The sequence below is a fragment of the Corynebacterium sp. HMSC075F02 genome (assembly GCF_001838335.1).
In the GTDB taxonomy this organism is placed as follows: domain Bacteria; phylum Actinomycetota; class Actinomycetes; order Mycobacteriales; family Mycobacteriaceae; genus Corynebacterium; species Corynebacterium jeikeium_D.
This window is the reverse complement of record NZ_KV836312.1, coordinates 63,240-82,260: the sequence shown is the minus strand read 5'-3', so window position 1 is coordinate 82,260 and position 19,021 is coordinate 63,240. Positions and strand designations below refer to the sequence as shown.

The 19,021-nt window shown below is 58.3% G+C and carries 14 protein-coding genes; 3 read left to right on the top strand and 11 right to left on the bottom strand.

Annotated features, from left to right (window positions below):
- From HMPREF2920_RS06070 to HMPREF2920_RS06040, 7 genes are all read right to left on the bottom strand, one after another.
- Positions 1–1,620 carry an aspartate:alanine exchanger family transporter gene (locus tag HMPREF2920_RS06070; RefSeq protein ID WP_172954657.1) on the bottom strand — a complete coding sequence of 540 codons (1,620 nt, stop codon included), beginning with the start codon at positions 1,618–1,620 and terminating at the stop codon, positions 1–3.
- A 267-nt stretch (positions 1,621–1,887) separates the two neighbouring features.
- Entirely contained in the window at positions 1,888–2,667 is a 780-nt protein-coding gene (locus HMPREF2920_RS06065) for a DUF4191 domain-containing protein (protein ID WP_049170211.1), read from the bottom strand.
- 93 nt (positions 2,668–2,760) lie between these two features.
- A complete protein-coding gene (gene lipA, locus HMPREF2920_RS06060) occupies positions 2,761–3,819 on the bottom strand; it encodes a lipoyl synthase (protein WP_049189578.1) in 1,059 nt (352 codons plus the stop codon).
- Positions 3,820–3,828: 9 nt separating this feature from the next.
- A complete protein-coding gene (gene lipB / locus HMPREF2920_RS06055) occupies positions 3,829–4,632 on the bottom strand; it encodes a lipoyl(octanoyl) transferase LipB (protein WP_049170215.1) in 804 nt (267 codons plus the stop codon).
- 152 nt (positions 4,633–4,784) lie between these two features.
- A complete protein-coding gene (locus HMPREF2920_RS06050; RefSeq protein ID WP_016423042.1) occupies positions 4,785–6,410 on the bottom strand; it encodes an inorganic phosphate transporter in 1,626 nt (541 codons plus the stop codon).
- Positions 6,411–6,979: 569 nt separating this feature from the next.
- Positions 6,980–9,010 (bottom strand): 2-oxoglutarate dehydrogenase, E2 component, dihydrolipoamide succinyltransferase, encoded by a 2,031-nt coding sequence (gene sucB, locus HMPREF2920_RS06045; protein WP_070854088.1) that lies wholly within the window; start codon positions 9,008–9,010, stop codon positions 6,980–6,982.
- A 173-nt stretch (positions 9,011–9,183) separates the two neighbouring features.
- Entirely contained in the window at positions 9,184–10,722 is a 1,539-nt protein-coding gene (locus HMPREF2920_RS06040; RefSeq protein ID WP_083308199.1) for a leucyl aminopeptidase, read from the bottom strand.
- A 222-nt stretch (positions 10,723–10,944) separates the two neighbouring features.
- Between HMPREF2920_RS06040 and HMPREF2920_RS06035 the strand changes: the two genes are divergently transcribed.
- Together HMPREF2920_RS06035 and HMPREF2920_RS06030 are read left to right on the top strand one after the other, a co-directional pair.
- Entirely contained in the window at positions 10,945–12,060 is a 1,116-nt protein-coding gene (locus tag HMPREF2920_RS06035) for a branched-chain amino acid aminotransferase (RefSeq protein WP_049190520.1), read from the top strand.
- 264 nt (positions 12,061–12,324) lie between these two features.
- Positions 12,325–14,427 (top strand): vWA domain-containing protein, encoded by a 2,103-nt coding sequence (locus tag HMPREF2920_RS06030; protein ID WP_080969607.1) that lies wholly within the window; start codon positions 12,325–12,327, stop codon positions 14,425–14,427.
- A 548-nt stretch (positions 14,428–14,975) separates the two neighbouring features.
- Here the strand turns inward: HMPREF2920_RS06030 and HMPREF2920_RS06025 are convergent.
- The 4 genes from HMPREF2920_RS06025 to HMPREF2920_RS06010 all read right to left on the bottom strand — a co-directional run bounded on the left by HMPREF2920_RS06025 (position 14,976) and on the right by HMPREF2920_RS06010 (position 18,363).
- The gene (locus HMPREF2920_RS06025) at positions 14,976–15,848 is read right to left on the bottom strand and encodes an adenosylcobinamide-GDP ribazoletransferase (RefSeq protein WP_070549814.1); all 873 of its coding nucleotides are present in this window, start codon (positions 15,846–15,848) and stop codon (positions 14,976–14,978) included.
- A 5-nt stretch (positions 15,849–15,853) separates the two neighbouring features.
- Complete coding sequence (cobT, locus tag HMPREF2920_RS06020) at positions 15,854–16,891, bottom strand: nicotinate-nucleotide--dimethylbenzimidazole phosphoribosyltransferase (protein WP_049190512.1); 1,038 nt, start codon at positions 16,889–16,891, stop codon at positions 15,854–15,856.
- A 102-nt stretch (positions 16,892–16,993) separates the two neighbouring features.
- A complete protein-coding gene (locus tag HMPREF2920_RS06015) occupies positions 16,994–17,587 on the bottom strand; it encodes a bifunctional adenosylcobinamide kinase/adenosylcobinamide-phosphate guanylyltransferase (protein WP_049190511.1) in 594 nt (197 codons plus the stop codon).
- 11 nt (positions 17,588–17,598) lie between these two features.
- Complete coding sequence (locus tag HMPREF2920_RS06010) at positions 17,599–18,363, bottom strand: DUF3043 domain-containing protein (RefSeq protein ID WP_016423034.1); 765 nt, start codon at positions 18,361–18,363, stop codon at positions 17,599–17,601.
- Positions 18,364–18,672: 309 nt separating this feature from the next.
- Here HMPREF2920_RS06010 and HMPREF2920_RS06005 point away from each other — a divergent pair, with 309 nt between their 5' ends.
- Complete coding sequence (locus HMPREF2920_RS06005) at positions 18,673–19,014, top strand: HesB/IscA family protein (RefSeq protein WP_005512007.1); 342 nt, start codon at positions 18,673–18,675, stop codon at positions 19,012–19,014.
- Positions 19,015–19,021 lie beyond the last annotated feature (7 nt).

Below are 19,021 nucleotides of genomic sequence, written 5' to 3'. Positions count from 1 at the left end.
CTATAGCACCAACACGACCAGGACCTGGGCGAGAATAATCTTCATGATCATGGCCATTGGATACACCGTTGTGTATCCCATTGCCGGCAACTCGTTCTTGGCCTGGTCGTTGACGTATGAGAGCACTGCCGGGTGAGTCTGCAAGCCCGAGAGGATACCCGCAGTTTGGCCGAATGGAATCTTCAGCACACGGTGACCGACAATGAGGGTCAACAGTGCGGAGCTAAACGCGATGATGGCGGCAAGACCCAGAACTGTCAGTGATGCCGGGTCAGACAACGCAGCCTGGAATCCCTTACCGGCAGTGGTGCCGATACCTGCCAGGAACAGTGCTAGACCCATGGTGCGGAACGCCAGGTTGGCCGAGTAGGGGATAGGCCAGACCAACGGGCCAGTGCGACCGACAGCACCCAGAATCAGCGCCACAACCAGTGGACCACCAGCGGATCCCAGGGCGAGCGAGCTGCCGCCCGGAAGCGGAATCTTGATGAGACCCACCAAGACACCCAGCGTAAGCCCAAGGGTGAGGGGCAAGAGGTTGACGTCGGAAAGCTTCTTGTAGGAGTCGCCGAAGAACTTTGTTGCGTCCTTGATTTTCTCTGGCGGTGCAACTACGCGGACGCGATCACCAAGCTCTAGGCGCATGTTTGGCTCTGCGACGATGTCGTGGTCGCCGCGGCGAATACGCGTAATGATTATGCCGTCCATGCGAGTCTGAAGTTCCGCAATGGGTACACCGACCACGTCAGATGCAGAGACGAAGATGCGACGGAAGTCCAGGCGACCGTCGTGTGTCGGATCACCCGGCATAAGCTCGCCAATGTACTCGGCGGCACGAGCAATTTCTTCCTCTGTACCGACGACGGAAATAATATCGCCGACGGAGACAGTGTCACCCGGAGACGGAATGTAGAGGTGGCCCTTGTACTCAATGCGCGAAACCGTAATGTCCAAACCGAACTTCGACGGAAGGTCAGTGATGGAAGGCAGGTCGTCCTTGAGAATCTTGATGTCCCGAGTATGTAGCGGAAGCGCGGCGACACCTGCGTCAATAGCTTCCTGGTCGTGATCGACGCGGAAGACCTTCGACATAATACCGATAGAGGCAATCACTGCCAGCACGCCGATTGGGTAGGCCAGGGAGTAACCAATCACCGGCATATCGTGGGCAGCGGCCAGCTCGCCCTTATCCGAAATGAGGCTAGGAAGAGCATCGACGATTGCGGCCATAGCCGGGGTGTTGGTCAGGGCGCCTGTGAAGGCGCCTGCGCCCTCCACCGGGTCGATAGGCAAAAACTTGATCAGCAAGAAAGACTCGATAGTGACAACTGCGAGCACACCAATGCCGAACAGGTTGTGCTTGATACCGCGCGAGCGTAACGAGCTGAAGAACTCGGGGCCCGCCTCCAACCCGATGGTGTAGACGAATAATGCCAGGCCCACGATGTAAATCAACGGGGAGATTTGAATTTCCGGCTCAATAGTCGCGAGGATAAGGCCGACGAAGAGGACGGCAGCCACGCCAAGCTTGAAGCCGAAGATCTTGATCTGGCCAATTGCCAGGCCAAGAAACAAAATCACTAGAAGCGCTAAGAGTTCATTTTCAGCCAAGAGTTGCACATATCCCATGGTGGCACAACTAGCAGTAATCTTCATTAAGCATTGTTTCCAGCAAGGATACGACCTTTGCTGACAGCGTGATAAGTGAGAGCAATCACTTCAACAAGACATCAATAACTGTGTGTGAAGACATGGCTTTAGGCATCGTTTTAAAGCTTTAAAGCACAAAAAAAGGGGGCCCGAAAGCCCCTTTTTTCTGCTTCAACCTAGATTGCCCCTCGGCGGGTTGCCCGAGCAACCGACCCTGGTGAAACCTAGCTAAAACCTCTAGTGCTTCTTGCCGCGATTGGCGGCACGGCGCGCACGACGGTTCATGCCGGCCTGTGGGTTAGCGCCCTTCGGCATTGGACCCTTGGGCATGTTCGCGCGCGCATCGCGAATACGGTCCATCGACTGGATGCGCTCATTCAGAGCGTTGGCCTGATCCTTATTCAGGTTGCGCGGCAAACGCATGAGTTCGCGCTGCAGCTTCTTCGGCGGGACCTGGCCCTCGTCGCTACCAGCAATCATGTCGTAAATCGGCGCTTCGCCCGCAATGCGTGCCAGCGACTTCTTCTCACGAGCAATCATCTGCTTGACGCGGTTCGGATCACCTTCACCGACCAGCACAACACCGGCGTTACCAATAACACGGTGAACAGCATCCATGTGCTGATTAGCGACAACACCGGTCTTGACGTGCCAGACATAGCCAACGCCCTGACGCATATTGTCCAGCGTCCACGCTGCAGCGCCGGCCTGGCCTTCCGCCTCTGTGTAGAAGGAGGCCTCAAGACGCTTAGAGAAGATGTACATCGCGACCATAAAGCCGATCGAAATACCAATAATCGTCAGAATCCAGGGCCAGACTCCACCAATGAGCAGACCAATCAGTAACAGCAGGATGATCGGACCGAAGAAGCCCAGTGCCATGTAAGGCACGAGCTTGTTGTCCCGCGAGCGCTGCAGCTTAAACGCCTGCCACATCTGGCTACGAGTCTGCTTACGCTGAGCGCGCTTGGCGGCGCGGTTCGCCTTCTTCATTTCTTTCGCATCATTGGTCGCCATAATCACCAACTTTAGGGCATGCGATGTAGTTTTAGGCAATAGACCGCGCCGTAGCGCCGTTTCGCTTTACGACGGCGCTGTGGCCGTCAGCCTCTAGGAAGCCGGAATAGCCGAAGTGACTGGCGTATCCTCCGATGCGCCATAGCGGTCAAGCAGAGTCGAGGCTTCCTGAAGCGCGAGGTTGTTGTCGTTGTCGTCGGCAAGCGCGGACAGATGCGCAGGCAGCTCCTGACCGCGGTGCGCCAGTGCGCGGGCGTAGAGCCGTCCAGCGCGGTAGGAAGAGCGGACCAGCGGGCCGGACATGACGCCGGCAAAGCCCATCTCTTCAGCGGTCTTGGAGAGCTTGACGAACTCCTCCGGCTTAACCCAACGTTCAATTGGATGGTGCAGTGGAGTGGGGCGGAGGTACTGAGTGATTGTCAGAATATCGCAGCCGGCATCGTGCAAATCTTGCATAGCGGAGATGATCTCGTCGTAGGATTCGCCCATGCCCAGGATGAGGTTGGACTTGGTAACTAGCCCAGCTTCGCGAGCGCGAGTGATGAGTTCCAAGGAACGCTCGTAGCGGAATGCGGGGCGGATGCGCTTGAAGATACGCGGCACCGTTTCCACGTTGTGGGCGAAAACCTCGGGCTTGGCGTCGAATACCTGCTGTGCTGCAGATTCGTCGCCACGGAAGTCATCGACAAGGAGCTCGACTCCGGTATTCGGGTTGAGTTCGTGGATCTGGCGGCAGGTCTCAGCGTAGAGCCAGGATGCACCGTCGGGCAGATCGTCGCGGGCGACACCGGTGATAGTGGCGTAACGAAGACCCATCTCGCGGACGGATTCCGCAACACGACGCGGCTCATCCTTATCCAATGGGTCGGGCTTGGCTGAGTTAATCTGGCAGAAGTCGCAGCGGCGGGTGCACTTATCGCCGCCGATGAGGAAGGTGGCCTCGCGGTCTTCCCAACATTCGTGAATGTTCGGGCAGCCAGCCTCCTGACAGACCGTGTGCAAAGAGGCACCCGAGACACGGTTTTTCATGTCCTTGTAGCTGGGGCCCGGACGAACCTGGTTGCGAATCCACCGGGGCTTGTTCTCGATAGGGGTCTCGGCATTTCGTGCCTCGACGCGCAGTAACTTACGTCCTTCTGGCTTAACAGTCACAGTTTCATCCTACTCTTTTGTTGATGAGTACTCGAATATGCCGGTGGTGGAGTTGTGCTTCACCCGGTGTGGCAGGTCCTTCGTGGGGTCGGGCGCGGAGCCGAAGGAATGGTCGGCAACGGTCAAACGGCCTTCCAAAGCATCTTGCAAATCTGCCAGAAGCGGCTCTGTCATCTCTGACACGCTAACATTTCGGTCAAGCTCCCGGGATAGGGTGGTCACTCCAGCATCGGAGATGCCACACGGGATGATGTAGTTGTAGAACTCCATAGAGTTGTCGCAGTTCAGACTGAGTCCGTGCATGGTTACACCATGGGTCACGCGGATTCCCAGTGCCGCAATCTTTCGGTCGCTCAGTCCGTTTGATGCGGGAACCCATACCCCCGAGCGGCCATCGATGCGGCCAGCAGCCGCGATGCCGGCTCGGCGAACGGTTTGAATGAGGGCTTCTTCCAGTCTGCGGACGTAGTCCACCACATCGACCGGCTGAGCGAGCTTGATGATGGGATACATCACAAGCTGGCCCGGGCCGTGCCAGGTGATGCGGCCACCGCGGTCGACATCGACGACCGGCAACCCATTGGTAGGACGGTCCTCCGGCTGGGTGCGCTTTCCTGCTGTGTAAAGACTCGGGTGCTCAAGCACGAGAACCTGATCTGGAATTAGGTCTTTCGCACGCTTGGCAGCAAGGTCTGCCTGTAGGTGCCAGGTCTCTTCGTAGTCGACAAGGCCGAGATGTTGAATCTCGATGTCGGAGCTTGATTCCCGAATGGATTTATCTGCGCGAGTAAAAGGTTTTCTTGGGGCAGTCATGGTGGCCTATAGGATACGCCGAAATTCTGTAGGCCTCAGATTACTTGTTACTTGGATAGCGCCAAACTTACTTGGATAGCGCCAGACGTAAAAATACCCCGGTGGTCACTAGAAAGTGACCACCGGGGTAAAAGTGGCGTGCTTTTGTGGGCTTAGCCGAAGACGACGCGGAGGATGGAAACGGTGATTGCCGAGATACCTGCAGCGGCCGGAAGGGTAATAACCCAGGCCAAACCAATCGGCTTCATCAGGTTCCAGTTAGCGGCACGGTTAACGATACCGACACCGAGAACGGCACCAATCAGAATGTGGGTGGAGGAAACCGGCAGACCCAGCAGGGAAGCAATCATAACGACCACAGCAGCGGAAAGCTCTGCGGCAAAACCCGATGCTGGGTGGATCTCAGTCAGGCCGGATCCGACGGTCTTGATAACGAAGCGGCCGATAAACCACAGACCGGAGATGAGAGCGACACCCATGGTGGTCATGACTGCCAGCGGGACGCCGGACTCGGAAGAGATCTCGTTGGTACGGAGAACATCCAGAATTGCCACGAACGGGCCAAGCGCGTTAGCGATGTCGTTCGAGCCGTGGGAGAAAGCGAACGCAGCAGCGGTGAAGACCTGCATCCAGCTGAACAGCAGGAAGGTGGAACGATCCAAATCCTGACGCTTCAAAGTACGCGCGAAGATGTAAACGGCAAGCCACACTGCGGTGGCGATCATGCCCATAATCAGGAAGTTGTCCAGGCTGGAAAGCCCTAGGTGAAGGTTCTTCAGACCCTTGAACAGCATCATCGCGGAGATGACAATAGAGCCCAGGGCTGCTAGACCCGGAACCCAAGCTTCCAGCGCACGGTGAGCGCGGACATCATCAACCTTGGATTCGATGTGGACGAGCTTGCGGAAGTACTCAGACTCCAGGTCATCCGGAGTCCAGTCGTTGTCACGCATCGTCGTCGCGTCGCGAAGCATCGCGTTGGTGTACGAGATCTGATCGTGCTCAGGGAGCTTTTCGAAGTCGTCGCGGTGCTGCGCCTTGAGGTCCGCCTTTTCCTGGTGGATGGCCTGCAGCTGCTTGGAAGCCTTGTCGTTGTAGACGAGAATCGAGTTCTTAATGCCGCCGAACAGGAGGAACGCGACCAAACCGCCGAGGAGCGGAGAGAGGACCCAAGAAACGGCGATCTGACCGATCTGATCCCACTGGACCATGCTCCAGCCACCCTTGCCGGTGATAAAACCGACCGTCAGTGCGGCACCGACGATACCGCCGACGATGGAGTGGGTAGTGGAAACTGGCCAACCCATGCGGGTGGCAACGAGGAGCCACACTGCCGCGCCGAGAAGCGCGGACATCATGATGAAGGCGAACTCCATCGGGTCCAAACCGTGGATTGCGTTCAGGTCCACAATGCCGGAACGGACGGTGTCAGTAACCTCGCCACCAGCGAGGACGGCGCCCGAAACCTCAAAGACTGAAGCGACAACAAGCGCCTGCTTCATGCTCAGGGTGCCGGCACCGACTGAAGTACCGAAGGAGTTAGCAACGTCGTTACCGCCGATGTTGAACGCCATGAAGACGGCGAACGCGATGGTAATCAGAAGGATTGCCGTATTTGCCTGCGGGCCCACAAAGTCATAAGCCCAGAAGACAAAAATTACGATGTTGATTGCGAGAAGCCCGCCGAAGAAGAGGTGCCACCACTTATCTGAGGAGCTCGATTGCTCAGATGATGTGGTCCCGGTCGACGAACTAGTATTCGCTGGAGCCGAGGACATGCTCCACCTTTCTAAGTTACGTACAGAGAGCAAAAATAGGCACGCCAAAGAAGCCTGCTGTCTAATGATTTCTTAGATTGGTAAAGGCTAATTGCTAACTAGGTGACGGCGAGGTTAACAAATAATGAATTTAATTATCGCTATCTTCAGCTCTCGTCGGTGTAGCTGAAAGCGATAGCCGGAACTGTGTGCGGGGGTGTGTGGTGTTCTCGCATTTCGGCAGGACAAAAAGTATGCGCATTTGCTACTTGCAGCTTTGCTTTCGGTTCGACCCTCCCGCTGTCTGCTAATGGCTTAACGGCGCAATAACAGCACGTTAATTCTTTGTGCCGATGGAGCCTTTGCTAGCTATGTGTGGCTACGTGAAATCTGAGCACTAGCCAAGAATAGGGGGCCTGCGCATTTGAAGGAATCGCTGATTAGGTTCAACTGCGGGACGAATGCGGCAAAAGAAATACCCGCGTCAGCCGCAAAGTGCGACTAACGCGGGCAGGGAAGAGGCAGAACCTCCTGCTAGCAAGCCAGCTAGATTCCCGCGGCGCTACTACCCCAGGAAGGGAGCAAGCTGCTTAGAGCTGCAGATCCGATTCGAAGTTAGCAACCTCGAGGCGGTCAACAACGGTCGTCATAAAGCGACCTGCATCAGCGCCGTCGATCAGGCGGTGATCGTAGGTAATTGGCAGGAAGACCATGGCGCGAATACCAATGGCATCTGCCTCATTCTCGGTGACGACTACTGCGCGCTTCTTAATCGCGCCGGTGCCGACCATTGCGGCCTGCGGCGGAACCAGAATCGGAGTGTCGGTCAGAGCGCCCTCGGAGCCGATGTTGGTAATGGTGAAGGTGCCGCCGGACAGGTCGTTCGGGGTCAGCTTGTTGTTGCGAGCGCGGTCTGCGATGTCCGCAATAGCAGCAGCCAGCTCCGGCAGGGACATATCCTGAGCGTTGTGGATGACCGGGGAGAGCAAACCCCGCTCGGTATCGACAGCGATACCCAGGTTGACCTGCTCGTGGTAGGTAATCTCCTTGGTCTCTTCGTTCCAGGAAGCGTTGACGTTCGGGTGGCTGACCAGAGCCTCAACGATTGCCTTTGCAAAGAATGGCAGGAAGGTCAGCTTTGCGCCGTGCTTCTTCCCGAACTCAGCCTTCTTAGTAGCGCGCAAATCCCAGATGGCAGTCATATCGGCCTCGTGGACCTGGGTCAGCTGTGCGGAAGTCTGCAGAGACTCGAGGGTCTTGGCAGCGGTGATCTCGCGGATGCGGTTGACACGCTGGGTGGTGCCGCGCAGCTCAGCGAGCTCAGGGCGAACGCCCTTGGTGGACCAGTTGGAGCCGGACTCAGCAGTAGTCTCCTGGCCGCCCTCGGCAGCGCGCAGAACATCCTGCTTACGAATGCGGCCGCCGATTCCAGAGCCCTCGACCTTAGTCAGGTCAACGCCGTGCTTGTCAGCCAGCTTGCGGACCAGCGGGGTGACGTAAGGAACGTCCTTGTTAGCGGAAGGCTTGGATTCAGCCTTCGGAGCCTCAGCCTTCGGAGTCTCCTTCTTCGGCTCTTCCTTCTTTGGCTCCGGCTTGGACTCTGCCTTTGGCTCTTCCTTCTTTGGCTCCGGCTTGGATTCAGCCTTTGGAGCTTCCTTCTTCGGTGCAGCCTTCTTTGGCTGGCCACTGCCAACGCGAGCGATGACCTCGCCGACGTCAACGGTGTCGTCTTCGTCGTAGAGGACCTCGAGCAGGGTGCCTGCGACTGGGGAAGGAATTTCGGTGTCGACCTTGTCGGTGGAAACCTCGAGCAACGGTTCGTCGACCTCGACGGTGTCGCCGACCTTCTTCAGCCAGGTGGTGATGGTGCCTTCGGTGACGGATTCGCCGAGCTCCGGCATCTCAACGTCAGTAGCGTCGCCAGCGTCAACGTCAGTGGAGTCTTCCTCAGTCTCCTCGTTAGCCTTTACTGGCTCCTCGTCCTTCTCGACTGCGGCAGATGCCTCCTCGGCCTCTTCCTTGGCGGCCGGAGCAGCGTCTGCATCGCCAACGCGAGCGATGACTTCGCCGACGTCAACGGTGTCGTCTTCGTCGTAGAGGACCTCGAGCAGGGTGCCTGCGACTGGGGAAGGAATTTCGGTGTCGACCTTGTCGGTGGAAACCTCGAGCAACGGTTCGTCGACCTCGACGGTGTCGCCGACCTTCTTCAGCCAGGTGGTGATGGTGCCTTCGGTGACGGATTCGCCGAGCTCCGGCATCTCAACGTCAGTAGCGGAACCGGAGGCAGCCTTCGGTGCTTCCTTCTTTGGCTCTTCAGCGTCTTCCTTCGGAGCCTCTTCCTCGGTCTCCTCAGCGGAATCGTCAGCGCCTTCCGGCTCTTCGCCCGGCTCGCCGACCTTTGCGATGACCTCGCCAACATCGACGGTGTCGTCTTCTTCAAAGAGAATCTCGGTGAGAACACCGGCGACCGGAGATGGAATTTCGGTGTCGACCTTGTCGGTGGAAACCTCGAGCAACGGTTCGTCGACCTCGACGGTGTCGCCGACCTTCTTCAGCCAGGTGGTAATGGTGCCTTCGGTAACTGATTCACCGAGCTCCGGCATCTCAATAGAGGTCGCCATGTTTGTGCACTCCTCGAAAAGTTAAGAAATCTCGTTTTAAGACGGTTATTACAAATTAGCTTACAGGTTGAAAACTCTGCTTGCCCCGTGGGCTGCGCCCGCTTTCGACTGGTGCGTGGAATAGCTCATTCCAGCCAGGATTCCAGCCGGGCGGGGCGCAGTCGGATGACCGGCTACTTCGTTGCCAAATCCTCAATCACAGAGAACATCGTCCGAACCGGAACACCAGTGCCCCGCTTCGGGGTATAACCATACTCCCCGGTGGTGTTGAAGGCCGGACCGGCAACGTCGATGTGAACCCATTCAACATCCTCGCCAACGAATTCGCGCAGGTATGCAGCTGCAACACTCATACCGCCAAAGCGAGAGTTCGTGACATTCCGCAGGTCAGCCACCGGCGACTTCAGGGCCTCTGCTAGCTCAACTGGAATCGGCATTGCCCAACCATTTTCACCAATGCTCTGAGACAGCTCTGCAACACGGTCACGGAACTCGTCGTTACCCAGGACGCCCGGGGTGCGCTCGCCAAGAGCGACCAGCTGCGCACCGGTTAGGGTAGCGGTGTCAATCAGGTGAGTCGGCTTGTCTTCGCAGGCGCGGACAATGGCGTCTGCGAGTACGAGGCGGCCCTCAGCGTCGGTATTCAGAATCTCAATGGTCTTACCGCCGTACTGCGTAATGACGTCGCCCGGACGGTACGCCTTACCACCCGGCATGTTCTCCGCCATTGGAACAGTTGCGGTCACCGGGGTGGATACACCTAGGCGAGCAGCCAGGACGACTGTGGCAATAACAGCCGCAGCGCCGCCCATATCGGAGATCATGTTCTCCATGCTGGCGCCCGGCTTCAGCGAAATACCGCCAGTATCAAAGGTGATGCCCTTACCGACCAGGCCCAGCGAATTCTCTGCCGACTCATCGCCCTTCCAGATCAGGCGTACCAGGCGCGGCCCGCGCGAGGATCCACCACCCACGGCATTGAGGCCTCCGAAACCGCCGGCGCGCAGAGCGTCGTCGTCAAGCACCTCGACCTCGAGCCCCGCGGCACGGCCCAGCGCTGCAGCAGCGTCAGCAAACGTCTCGGGGTAGAGGTGCGACGATGCTGTATTGACGAAGTCACGCGCGGTGGCAACGGCATCTACAATTGCCGAAGCGCGCTTTACGACGTCGTCATCAGCGCCCAACACAACCACCTTCTGGGTGGCCTCGTTGCTTTCTTCGTCGCTCTTCTGACCGGAGTAAGCGTAAGCGCCCAGCGCAAAGCCCTCGGCTGCAGCCTGCGGATCGATGGCGCCGAGAGTGTTAAAGACCACCTTGGCCTTGGTCATACGGCGCGCAGCGGCGCCGCAGGCACGGCGGATGTCCTCGGCATCCAGGTCCTCAGAACCCACGCCAACGCCCGTGACACTGTCGACATCCAGGCCAGCAGGAGCCGGGATGGTGGTCACGGACTCGGCCTTAGCGCTGGCGGAGACTGCCTCAAAGGAGGCGAGCAGCTGCTCTGCAACCGAACCGATGGCCTCGGGTGCGACCAGCTCGAGGCCATCCTCGCCGTCGATAAGCGCGACGAGGACCGCGTCGGCGTCCGCGGGCAGAGAGTTGTCGGCAGCGATGACCACGCGAGTGCCGATAGCCGGCAGGTAATTGGACAAAACAGCGGCGTTGCGAGAGGCACCGAGCTGTGCCGAATCATTGTTAGCGGGGACTGACATGTAGTTGCATCTCCTTGTAGTCGTACTATGTGGTACACCACCGTATCCCTATTTGCCGGTTCGTGTCCTTCACCCCTGGACAGCGGACTGACGAGCCAGCGCCACGACTATTGGAATGTACCCGCGCCTAGTGCCCGCGACGCTGACATTGCCCTGACTAACACGGTCTTTCGGGGGCGAGTATTGATACGACTCGATCCTCGACGGTTTAGGATGAAAGACATGTCTGCTTTGGAATTTGCAATCGAACGTAACCCGAATCCACTCTCTGATGCCGAGCGCGAGGAGATTTTGGCCAACCCTGGTTTCGGTAAGCACTTCACCGACCACATGGTCCGAATTGACTGGACTGCAGACAAAGGCTGGCATGGCGCCAAGCTGCAGGCATACGGTTCGATTGAAATGCAGCCGTCTTCTTCGGTCCTGCATTACGGGCAGTCGATTTTTGAGGGCCTGAAGGCGTATCGCATGCCGGATGGTTCCATTGTTACTTTCCGCCCGGAGCAGAACGCCCGTCGCTTCCAGCGCTCCGCTGACCGCATTGCAATGCCGCAGCTGCCGGAGGAGACCTTCCTCGAGGCAATTCGCCTGCTGGTTGAAGCCGATGCAGCATGGGTGCCGCCAGCTGGTGGCGAAGAATCCCTGTACCTGCGTCCAATCATGTTCTCCACCGAGAGCACCCTGGGCGTGCACCCGTCGAACTCTTACACCTTCCTGCTCATCGCTTCACCTGCCGGCGCGTACTTCTCCGGTGGCATTAACCCGGTGACCGTGTGGATCTCCCACGAGTACGTGCGTGCCGCGCCGGGCGGCACCGGTGCTGCGAAGTTCGCAGGTAACTACGCAGCTTCGCTGGCGGCTCAGCAGCAGGCAGAGGAAAAGGGCTGCGACCAGGTTGTGTGGCTGGACGCTGTCGAGCGCAAGTACATCGAGGAGATGGGCGGCATGAATCTGGCGTTCATCTACCCGGATGAGACTGCTGACGCTGGTGTTCGGCTGGTGACTCCAGAGCTGTCTGGTTCGCTGCTGCCGGGCATTACTCGGGCATCGCTGCTGCAGGCTGCTCAGGATCTGGGCATGAATGTCGAGGAGCGTCGCATTTCCACCGAGGAATGGAAGAATGATGCCACCTCCGGTGTTATGGGCGAGGCATTCGCCTGCGGTACTGCTGCAGTCATCACCCCGGTCGGGTTTGTGAAGTCCGCTGAGGGCGAGTTCGAGATCAACGGCGGCGAGACCGGTGAGTGGGCCATGAAGCTGCGCGAGCGGCTGACCGGTATCCAGCACGGCGAGGTTGAGGACACCCACGGTTGGATTTACAAGCTCGTTGAGGCTTAGTTTCGGCGTAGGTCGGTTAAGAAAAATTTAATAGTGGTTACTAGAATTAGTACTTTCGCAGCCCCTGGTCAGTATTCGCTGGTCAGGGGCTGCGTTTTTGCTTTGCTGGCTCCCCAACGGCTGTGCGATTTTCTCATGGTTCATGAATTGTTCAGACGGCATTTGTTTAGCCGTTAAAAACACCTCTAGCGTGACCGGGGTCACTGTGAAAAACTACCAACACGATTGATTTTTGTAGTTGGGAAAACAGTTTGAGGCGCTGTGATGGTGGTAGTTCAAGACTTTTTTAAAGATAGTTTTTCGTCAAGTAGTTCAAAGCGCCTAAGGGTAACCATCGTTGTCGCTCTGTTGTTGGCTGCGTGGACGATTGGGTTTAGTGCGATTCCGGCTCCGGTGGCGGCAGCCCAAGATTCGCCTTCGCCGTCCGGGGTGGAACAGCCCGCTCCTACGGGCGAAGGGGGTACGGGCGAAGCAAAAGCAGAGCTAATCATGGATCTGTCTGGTTCGATGCTTGCCGACGACGCCGGAGGCACCCGCCTCGATGCGGCAAAGCGCGCATCCACGGAGCTGATTGACTCCCTCCCGGATGATGCGCTGCTTGGCATGCTGGTTTATGGCCAGCGCGAATCCAGTGATGAATCCAACCGCGAACGTGGTTGCCAGGACATCGAGGTGCTGTCGCCTGTCCAAAAGGTCGACAAAGAAGGCCTGAAGAGCAGGATTGCCGGGTTGGAAGCTCAGGGCTACACGCCGATCGGCAATGCACTGCGTAAGGCGGCTGATGAGCTTGGCCCAGACGGTGAGCGGTCAATTATTTTGGTCTCTGACGGTATCGACACCTGCGCGCCGCCACCGGTGTGTGAGGTTGCGAAGGAACTGGCAGGGCAGGGTGTTGGCCTGACGATTCACACAGTGGGCTTCAAGGTCGATGAAGAAGCTCGCGCTGAGCTTGAGTGCGTTGCGCAGGTATCCGGTGGACAGAGCATGACTGCGGACGATGCCACCCAGCTCGCAGACCACATGAAGTTTTTGACTCAGCGGTCAGTGCAGGGCTACGAAACTACGGGTACTCCGTTCGAGTTCTCCGAGACTAAGGAAGGCGCGAAGTGGCTCGGTGAGGGCAAGTACCAGACCACGCTGGTGCCCGAGGTCGCCAACCAGGACCGCACCCCGCTCTACTACCGAATCGCGGTGCCGAAGGGACACAACGCGATTGTTACCTCAAAGGTGTTAGCGAATATCGATGCTGAGGGTAAGGGCCAGCAGGATGTCCGAACTGAAGTTGACGAAATCATCAATGAAACTGGCGGAAAATGCCAGGACGACGGTCGTATGGGGTCGCTGACTGGCGCCGAAGCTAGTGCCGATTCGTGGACTCCAACTTCGGCTGATGCAAGCATTCTTGCATGGGATAGTGACCGCATCGAATCCAGTTGCGATCAAACCAAGTGGCTCGTCGCAAACAACGTGTGGGTCTATGACGGTGATTCAGTAGCGGACTATCGTGATGAACCGGTGAAGGTCGAGGTTAGCGTCCAGTTTGAGCCAGTGCTGAAGAAGCAGGATGCTGACAAGCTAAATGAAGGACGGTCTTCCTCGACTGGGGACAAAGCCTACAAAAAGGCCACTTTTGGAGAGGCCAAGCCCGTAAACGGTGGCAATAACGCAGCCCAAGCGCCGGAAGTTAAATCTGGGGATACCATCTCTGACACAATCGTGCCCGGTGAACAGAAGTTCTACAAGATCCCTGTGGAGTGGGGTCAGCGACCAGTGATTGCTGCCCGCACTGGAAATTCGGAGCGCGATAATGCCGATTCCATGGGAGTTGCGCTGTTGAATCCATTCGAGGTTTCCGTGGCGGATGGAACAATGCACTTTTATCAGGATTCCGAGGACCTGAACTTGTCAACAGATCGTCCGGTCGAATACAACAACCGAGAATCTAATGTTGGAGGACGACCTGTAGCCAACGCCGGCTACTACTACGCGACTGTCCGAATGGCTAACTATCGCCCGGATGAAGAGGTCAGTGGCATCGATCAGCCGTTCCAGCTCGCATTCCTCCTGGACAACAAGCCAACTAAGGGGCCTGACTGGCGACCGACTGACAAGAACGGCCCGACTCCATCCGATAAGCCGATTCTGGCCAAGGGAGAGCCGGAACAGGAATCGTCAAAGGACTCGTCAGAAGATGCGTCGAATGAATCTGACTCCTCGGATACGGATTCTCAGGCATCCGCATCCTCGTCGGACATGGAAGATGAGGGCATGAGCCCGTTGGTCATTGGCACCGTTGTAGCAGTGGTCGCCGTGTTTATCGGCATTGCCGGCGCAATCGTCTACCAGAACAAGAAGCGCAAGGAGTAGACAAACCGTAAGATCAGGAAGTTCCTGAGCAGGGGGGGCAGGGGGCAGACAGGAAAATTGTGTCCGCTTGGCGTATCGCTGGCGGGCACATTTTTTGCTACTTAGCCGCAAGAACTGACAACTCCAAGAATTAAGGGCTGCAGATGTGAAACTGTGTGAGTTTATGACACTTTCAAGCCATTTTTCGGACCATTTTTGACATAAACGCAGTCAGTAACTCGCATTGGCCCGCTGTCGCTAACATAACCGCAGTCACTAGCCCCCGCTGAACCTAAACCCCGGGAGTGTCACCCCAACAAAGAAAAGCGCGTCCCGTGCATCGCTGCGGCGGGACGCGCTTTTTTAATTAGCTGGGAGGCTAGAAGGTGTGCTCGTTCTTGGCGCCCCGGCAAACGGTCGGCGCAAAATAATTTGGGCGAGCCCCGAAACGAGCCTCCTGTACTCCGCCTTCCCGGCGGTGTGCCCTCAGAATACGTCCGCGTCAAAGCGACCGTCAATAGTTCTTTTTAAAGAAAACCCCAACGGGGGCAATGCGCGCATTTTCCCTGCTAGAACCCTATGGCAAGTGCCACGGCACAGACAGCGCACGTTATCTCAATGACCGCACCAAACACGTCGCCGTTGACTCCGCCAAACCTCTTCACGCAATGCCGCGTCAGCAGCAGTGTAACGCCAAAGCTCAGTGCACAAGCGACTACGCCCACGAGCCCAACCACCCAGCCCGACACAGCGAGCAGCAGTATCCACCAGCAGGTCACCGTGACTGTGGACTGAGTACCGGCAGTCAGAGAGCCGAAGCCGCTGTTCGAAAAAGGCGGAAAGCCGCGCCAGCAGGCAGTCGTTGCTGCCGCGCGAGAGGCTACAAAAGGCAAGCACAGCGCAACCACACCAGGCCACATCTGACCAGCAGACCACTGCGACAGCACACTAGCCACAATCACGGCAAAAGCAGTCGTCGTCGTCAACATCGTCAGCACGATGGAGCCCACGCCCATTGGGCCGGTGCTCGGATCGCGCAGCACCTCCCGCGCCCCCTCCGGCGGCTTATACGAGCCGAGGGCATCCGCCACATCCGCCAGCCCATCCAGGTGCATCGCGCGGGTCAACATCTGTGCCGCCACCATAATCAGGGTGCCGCCGAGGATCGGGGTGACGTCGTAAAGCGTGGGCGTGCGTGACGACGACGTTGCGAACAGCGCCGCCGTGATGAGAACTGCACCCGCGGCAGGAACGAGCCCAGCTACTGGCAGTGCGGCGATGGCGCGACGGCCGGTGATGCGGTCGAACACGCTCGCGCCTTTGAAGGGCAGGATGGTGAGCCAGGACAGGGCAGTGGTGATGGCCTCAGCGACGGCATTGCCGTGAGCAGAGGGATCGCCGTCGAGGTTGTCCTGGCGAGACGGGCCGGCTTTGTCGGACAAGTCGATTAGTCCTTGGTGCTTACGCCTGCGTCGGCGAAAGTAGCCATGTTGCGCAGGACCGATACGCCGGACTTGACCAGCGGTAGGGCAGCGACGGCGCCGGAGCCTTCGCCAAGACGCATCCCGTATTCGAGAAGTGGTTCCTTATCCAGGTGTCGAAGGGCAAGCGCGTGCGCGGGCTCTGCCGACTTGTGGCCGGCGACCCACCAATCGCGGGCGCCCGGAGCGAGCTGGTCAGCCAGCAGAGCAGCGGATGTGACAACCACTCCGTCCAAAATCACAGGAGTGCGACGAACCGCTGCTTGCGCCAAGAACGCGGCCATCACGGTCATATCCGGCGAGGAAATACGACGGAGCACCTCAACCGGGTCATTGCGCAGGCGACGCACGCGGAACATGGCATCGCGTACGGCAGCGACCTTGAGCTTCCACCCCTCGTCATCAATGCCAGTGCCTCGGCCGACGACGACCACCGGTTCGGAGTTTGTCACGGCACCAATCAGCGCCGCGGCTGGAGTGGTGTTTCCGATGCCCAGGTCGCCGGCAATGAGCAGGTCAGCGCCTTCATCAACGGCGGCGTCGGCAATCGCGATGCCCGTGCGGATGGCCTTATCGACCTCCTCCTCGCTCATCGCATCCTCGCGGTCGATAGAACCACAGCTGCGACGGATACGGTATGGCCCTTCGGCATCGTGGTCGAGGGAAATGTCCACACCGGTAACAGTGGCTCCCGCGATGTCAGCGATAGCGTTCACGCCGGCACCCTTTGCCTCGATATTGGCAAGCATCTGAATAGACACCTCGGACGGGTACGCGGACACCCCGCCCTGGGCAACACCGTGGTCACCAGCGAAGACATAAACACGACAATCGTCCAGGTCACGCGGAGGGCATTCTCCCTGACACGCCGAAATCCAAATGCCGAGTTCTTCCAACCGGCCAAGTGAGCCTGCGGGTTTAGTCAACTGCTCATGGCGCGCGCGGGCGGCCTGTTCAGTCTCTTCGTCAGGGCGTGCTACCGGTCCAAAATAATCCGCGTTCATACTCTCAAACGCTACCCGAAAACGATTTGTCTACCGACCATTGGTGCACAGTTATTCGCATTGCTAGGCAGACCGTCATAGGGGAAGCGGCGTGGAGTGAATCTAGTTCGCCGCCTTGACTTCCATGGGGCAGCCAGCCACAACTAGGACAACACGATCACAGACAGCTGCGAGCTGTTGGTTGAGAAGGCCAATTTCATCACGGAAAAGCCGCCCTGAGCGGTGTTCGGGAATGACACCGAAGCCCACTTCGGGCGACACAATGAACAGGTCGGAATCTGCGGGGAAGTTGCGCACGGCGTCGACAAGCGAGTGCGTCCACGGCGCGACGCTGCCCCTCGGCGCCTCCCACAGCCCCTGCGCGTCGATGATGTGCGTCAGCCAGGTGCCGACATCGTCCAGCAGCATGCGCCGCTCCGGCGACGCGAGAGCTTCCACCGCATCGACGTCATCAACCGTGTGCCAGGCCACTCCGTGCTCTTTTGCCTGTGCTTGACGACGAATGCGGTGCTCCTCGACCCTGGAGTGAAAATCGCTATCACCGGGCCAGGGCCGTGCTGTTGCGATGTAATGCAACACCGTTGAGGCTGCAGCATCTGAGGCACCGCCGGTTGAGGCTGCGGCGGTGGCCAGCAGCTCGTGCTCAGCCCATGAGGACTTGCCTGAGCGGGCGCCACCGAGAACCAAAGTGCGCATGGCAGATGAGGCTACTTGATTTCGTCGCCGATGTTGACCTGCGGACGCGGAGTACGCAGACGACGCGGCTGAGAAGCGCGGGAGTAAGCGTAGAAGCCCAGTCCCCAGGCCCCTTCGGTGGTCTTCGGGAAGCGCTCACGCGTCAACTTGATGGCACGGCGGCCGATGTAAATGCCCTCGATAATCAGGGCGATGATGAGAACCATCGCGATGAGAGATGCGATGTTGGCCAGCTTCGGCAGGGAAGTGCCAATCATCATAATCAGCAGCAGAATCAGCGCGAACGGGAGGAACACGTTAGCGAGGAAGCGACGGGAATCAACCCAGTCGCGGACAAACTTGCGCTCAGCGCCCTGGTCGCGTGGCAGCATGTAGCGCGGATCGCCGGCGGCCATGCGCTCGTCGGCAATGCGACGCTGCTCACGTCGCTCTGCTCGCTCGCGTGCCTTGGCGGCCTTGAGCTCTTCCTTGGACATGGAAGCCTTGAGCTCCTTGCGGCGCTGGCGAGCTTCCTTAGCGGTCAGCGGCGCCTCGACCGGGCCACGGCGGATGCCGCGTTCGCGCTCAACCTCGTTGCGCTTCGGAGTGGGGCGCCCCTTCTTGGGAGTAAAAGCACCGCTGTGCTTCTTCTCGGGCTGCTGAGACTCCGAAGCGGTGCCCTTGGCCCCGCTGGATGCGGTCGCGTCGGTGGCTACGTCTCCGGCGTTGGTTGCGTCAGCGTTAGCTGCCTCAGCTGCCTTGGACTTTTTGTCATTCTTTTTCCACGGTAGATTCACGACCCCAGATTATAAGGTCTTCAAGGTGCTTCCCTAATTAGGTTGCAGGTTGAGGGGCAGGGACGGGGCAAGGGCGAGGTTTTGGGGATGACCGCCGCAGGGGCAGGCGGGAAGAGTGCGCTTGTGGCGTGGGAAGCCGTGGTGTGGTTGCGATGTGGCGGCAAAAAGAGACTTCCGAAAAAGAGAAAGAAAAAGAGAACCCAGAATTGGGAATTAAAGACTGGTCGGTAAGGTTGTGATAAATAATGACGTAGCCGACCTTGGGGTCGACTCGCATACTTAAACACTTCAACAAGGAGGACACGCGCTATGACTACTGCTCAGAGCACTGGCGTTACCCTGACCGAAGCTGCGGCTGCCAAGGCAAAGGCACTTCTGGACCAAGAAGGTGCCACCGACCTGGCACTGCGTATTTCCGTGGCTCCGGGCGGCTGTGCCGGCCTGCGCTACCAGCTCTACTTCGATGACCGCAGCCTCGACGGCGATGTCGCCGAAGTTTTCGGTGGCGTCAAGCTGGTCGTTGATCGCCAGTCGGTTCCGTACCTGTCCGGTGCCACCATCGACTTCGCTGACACCATTGAACAGCAGGGCTTCACCATCGATAACCCGAATGCCACTGGCTCCTGCGCTTGCGGTGACTCCTTCAACTAAGTCATTA

Excerpts from the sequence above, each read along its gene's own strand:
- HMPREF2920_RS06065 (WP_049170211.1), bottom strand. The coding sequence starts at position 2,667 with ATGGCGACCAATGATGCGAAAGAAATGAAGAAGGCGAACCGCGCCGCC.
- lipB (WP_049170215.1), bottom strand. The coding sequence starts at position 4,632 with ATGACTGCCCCAAGAAAACCTTTTACTCGCGCAGATAAATCCATTCGG.
- HMPREF2920_RS06050 (WP_016423042.1), bottom strand. The coding sequence starts at position 6,410 with ATGTCCTCGGCTCCAGCGAATACTAGTTCGTCGACCGGGACCACATCA.
- sucB (WP_070854088.1), bottom strand. The coding sequence starts at position 9,010 with ATGGCGACCTCTATTGAGATGCCGGAGCTCGGTGAATCAGTTACCGAA.
- HMPREF2920_RS06040 (WP_083308199.1), bottom strand. The coding sequence starts at position 10,722 with ATGTCAGTCCCCGCTAACAATGATTCGGCACAGCTCGGTGCCTCTCGC.
- HMPREF2920_RS06035 (WP_049190520.1), top strand. The coding sequence starts at position 10,945 with ATGTCTGCTTTGGAATTTGCAATCGAACGTAACCCGAATCCACTCTCT.
- HMPREF2920_RS06030 (WP_080969607.1), top strand. The coding sequence starts at position 12,325 with ATGGTGGTAGTTCAAGACTTTTTTAAAGATAGTTTTTCGTCAAGTAGT.
- cobT (WP_049190512.1), bottom strand. The coding sequence starts at position 16,891 with ATGAACGCGGATTATTTTGGACCGGTAGCACGCCCTGACGAAGAGACT.
- HMPREF2920_RS06015 (WP_049190511.1), bottom strand. The coding sequence starts at position 17,587 with ATGCGCACTTTGGTTCTCGGTGGCGCCCGCTCAGGCAAGTCCTCATGG.
- HMPREF2920_RS06005 (WP_005512007.1), top strand. The coding sequence starts at position 18,673 with ATGACTACTGCTCAGAGCACTGGCGTTACCCTGACCGAAGCTGCGGCT.